A 4,059-nucleotide genomic window follows, 5' to 3' on the forward strand; every position below is an offset into this window, starting at 1 on the left:
CCCCAACCCTCAAAAGCCGCAGCCCACCTGCCCTTGCCCCCTCCCCCGCACCGGTCTATCCCCTGTGCATGTCCGAACCCGCCATCAGCCTGCGCGGCCTCACCAAGACCTATGCCGGCGGCAAGCAGGCGCTGAAGGGTCTTGATCTGGACATTCCGCGCGGCAGCATATTCGGTCTGCTTGGCCCCAACGGCGCTGGAAAATCCACCACCATCAATATCCTGGCCGGGCTGGTCAACAAAACTGGCGGCAGCGCGCGCATCTGGGGTTTTGACATCGATGAACACCCGCGCAATGCCAAGGCCAGCATCGGCATCGTGCCGCAGGAACTGGTGTTCGATGCGTTTTTCACACCGTTTGAAACGCTTGAGCTGCAAGCCGGGCTGTTTGGCGTTCCCAAGGCCAGGCGCCGCACCATGGAATTGCTGAGGGCCGTGCGGCTGGAAGACAAGGCGCATGTCTATTCGCGCACCCTGTCGGGCGGCATGAAGCGGCGACTGCTGGTGGCCAAGGCGCTGGTGCACGCGCCGCCGGTGCTGGTGCTGGATGAACCCACTGCCGGCGTCGACATCGAATTGCGGCAATTGCTGTGGGATTATGTGCGCGAACTGCACGCCGGCGGCACCACCATCGTGCTGACCACCCACTATCTCGAAGAAGCCGAAGGCCTTTGTGACCGCATCGCCATCATCAACCACGGCGAAGTGGTGGCCAATGATGAAACCCACAAGCTGCTCGGCACCACCGGGGACAAGGTGCTGGAACTGGTGGTGGACCGCGATCTGACACAGGTGCCGCCCGGCCTGACCGGCTGCAAGGCGATCGAACTGAAATCAGCGCGGCAATTGGCCATCACCTTCGACAAGCGCCGCACCAATGCCGGCGCCGTGCTGACGATGGTGGCAGCGGCTGGCATCGGCGTGATCGATGTATCGACCCGCGAAGCCGACCTAGAAGATGTGTTCCTGGAGCTGACAAGTGGCGCAAAAAAATCGAATGCCGCCGCCTGAAACCCAGTATTTCGATGCGCTGGTGATCGGATCGGGTGCAGCCGGCCTTACCGCTGCCCTCAACCTTGCCCAGCATGGCCGCGTGGCTGTGCTGGCCAAGGCCGATCTGGCGGCGGGTTCTACAGCATGGGCGCAGGGCGGCATTGCCGCTGTTTTGGATGCCGGCGATGCTGTTGATGCCCATGTCGAGGATACGATGGTGGCCGGCGCCGGCCTCAATCACCGCGCCACCGTGGAATATGTCGCCAGCAATGCATCGGCAGCGATCGACCGGCTGGCGGCGCTGGGGGTGCCGTTCAATCCGGGCGAGACGGTATCGGAACGCTGGCACCTGACGCGGGAGGGCGGCCACAGCCATCGCCGCATCGTGCATGTTGATGATGCCACCGGCTGGGCGGTATCGCAGGCGCTGATCCGCGCCGCAGCGGCGCACCCCAATATCACGCTGATCCCGCACATGGCTGCGGTTGATCTGATCACGCAGCGCCATGTTGTTGGCCAGCGCTTTCCGGCCCGGCGCTGCCACGGCGTTTATGCGCTGGATACCCACAAAAGGCGGGTGGTGCGGCTGGCGGCGCCGGCGACCGTGCTGGCCACGGGCGGAGCCAGCCGTGTGTATCTTTATTCCACCAACCCTGATGGCGCGACCGGCGATGGCATTGCCATGGCGTGGCGGGCTGGCTGCCGGGTTTCAAACATGGAATTCAACCAGTTTCATCCCACCTGCCTCTATCACCCGACGGTGCGCAATTTCCTGATCACCGAAGCGGCGCGCGGCGAAGGCGGGCATCTGAAATTGCCCGACGGCAGCCGCTTCATGCACCGCTATGATGATCGGCTGGAATTGGCGCCGCGCGATATCGTGGCGCGGGCCATCGATGCCGAAATGAAGCGGCTGGGGCTGAAGCATGTGCTGCTCGATCTGACTCATCTGGGCAGTGATTTTATCCGCAGCCATTTTCCCACCATCCACGCCCGCCTGCTCGAATTGGATATCGATTGCACGCAGGTGCCGATTCCGGTGGTGCCGGCGGCCCATTACAGCTGCGGCGGCGTGATGGTGAACCTGGCCGGCCGCACCGATCTGGACGGCCTGTGGGCCGCCGGCGAAGTCACCCAAAGCGGCCTGCACGGCGCCAACCGGCTGGCATCCAACAGCCTGCTGGAATGCCTGGTGTTCGGCCAGACCGTCGCCGACGATATTTCCGCCCAGACCCGCGGCGAAGGCCGGCCCGACATCAAGCCTTGGGACGAAACCCGGGTGACCGACAGCGATGAAGAGGTGGTGATCGCCCACAATTGGGACGAACTGCGGCGCACCATGTGGGACTATGTCGGCATCGTGCGCACCGACAAACGCCTGGAGCGGGCCGCCCACCGCGTGAAGAACCTGCGCAAGGAAGTGCAGGACTATTACGGCAATTTCCGGGTGACGGCCGATCTGGTCGAGCTGCGCAATCTGGTGACGGTGGCCGATCTGATCGTGCGATCGGCGCGCGCGCGCAAGGAAAGCCGCGGCCTGCATTTCAGCACCGATTATCCTCACCAGGCCGAGATTGCGCGCGATACCGTGCTCGATCCGATGCAGGGCCGCGAATCTTGAACGATCAGTCCGCAATCATTCCGCTGCGGCCAATTGCAAATCGAGCGATATCGGCTGGCCAAACAGCGCGCCCTGGCCAAGATCGCAGCCGAACTGGCGCAGCAATCGGGATTGCGCTGCGGTTTCGATACCCTCGGCAAGCACGGTCTTGCCCAGGCTGTGCGCCAGATCGATCAAGGCACGCACCATCAACTGGTTGCTGGCTGAATCGCTTAGCGTTGCAATGAAACAGGGATCGATCTTGATCATGTTTGCCGGAATATCGCGCAACTGAACCAGGCTGGCGGAACCAGTGCCAAAATCCGCAATCATCACCTGCACGCCAGCATCACGCAGACATTCAAGACATTCGATCGTTGCGGCAAGCGAGCCGCCCATCACCACAGCCTGGTTTACGTCCACAACCAGCGCCGATGGGGCCAGGCGGTGGAGCGCAAGCTCATCAAGTATCGCCACAGCTGCACCTATGCCCCGCAACTGCCCGGCAGCGAAATTGACGGCCATGGTCAATTCCGGCCCCTGCGCCTGCAATCGCGCTGCCTCCGCCATGGCCGTGCGCACCATCCAGGCTTGCAATTCCGGCACGATCGCCGCGTCTGACATCACATCGGCAAACTCCGCCGGCTCCAGCAAGCCAAGCCGGGTGTGCTGCCAGCGCAGCAAGGCCTTGTGGCCGGCCACCACCCCGTCCAGTCGCGCGATCGGTTGATAATGCAGAACAAACTCGCCTTGATCCAAGCCGGCACGGGCTTCGCCGATCAAACGCAGCCGCGCGGTGGCGGCATCGGCCATCGTGCCATCGTAGCTGCGCCAGCAGCCACGGCCAGCAGCCTTGGCGCTGTACAGGGCCAGATCGGCCTGTTTGAAGATGCGGGCGATTGAAACGTCGCCATAGTCGCTGGCGGCGTGGCCCGCGCAAATCGAAATGGTCAGATCATAGCCGGCGTGGCGCATCGGCACGCCGGCCGACAGCATGACCATCTGGCGCACCGCTGGCAGGCGGGCGCGGGCTTCGCCTTCCAGCAGGATGGCAAACTCATCGCCGCCAATCCGGGCAATGGTGGCCAGCGGGCCAGCGGAGGCCGCCAGCCGCTCCGCCACCGCGACGATCAAGGCATCACCGGCGTCGTGCCCAGCCAGATCATTGGTTTGTTTCAGGAAATCAATATCAATAGCGATCAGATCGATGCCGCTGCGCCGCGATTCCGCCTCGTCCAGCAGGGTCTGAAACAGCGCGCGATTGCCAAGACCGGTCAGCGGATCACTGTTGGCAAAGCGCAGCAGCGCCCCGCGTTCAGCTTCGGCCGCATCGGCATCGCGCCGCAACTGGCGGAAGCGATCAGCGATCGCGAGGCTGAGCAGCAGCGATTCCCAACCAATCGCTGCAAAGCTGGCTTGATCGACAAAATCGCTTTGCGGCAACAGGCCAAAGTTTCGGGCGATGCG

The 4,059-nt window shown here is 63.3% G+C and carries 3 protein-coding genes; 2 read left to right on the forward strand and 1 reads right to left on the reverse strand.

All coding sequences use genetic code 11. From position 1 onward, the window contains the following. Positions 1 to 68 precede the first annotated feature (68 nt). Together ABWP50_RS07925 and nadB are read left to right on the forward strand one after the other, a co-directional pair. Positions 69 to 1,010, forward strand: coding sequence for an ABC transporter ATP-binding protein (locus ABWP50_RS07925; RefSeq protein WP_353217458.1), 942 nt, complete (start codon positions 69 to 71; stop codon positions 1,008 to 1,010). Continuing rightward, on the forward strand, positions 997 to 2,613 hold the full coding sequence (gene nadB / locus ABWP50_RS07930) for an L-aspartate oxidase (protein ID WP_353217459.1): 1,617 nt from the start codon (positions 997 to 999) through the stop codon (positions 2,611 to 2,613). The genes ABWP50_RS07925 and nadB overlap by 14 nt, the downstream gene beginning before the upstream one ends. A 15-nt stretch (positions 2,614 to 2,628) precedes the next feature. Here nadB and ABWP50_RS07935 read toward each other — a convergent pair. Further along, a partial coding sequence (locus tag ABWP50_RS07935) for a putative bifunctional diguanylate cyclase/phosphodiesterase (RefSeq protein WP_353217460.1) occupies positions 2,629 to 4,059 on the reverse strand: 1,431 nt, incomplete at its 5' end.

The organism is Sandarakinorhabdus sp., from assembly GCF_040398645.1.
Taxonomy (GTDB): Bacteria; Pseudomonadota; Alphaproteobacteria; order Sphingomonadales; family Sphingomonadaceae; genus Sandarakinorhabdus.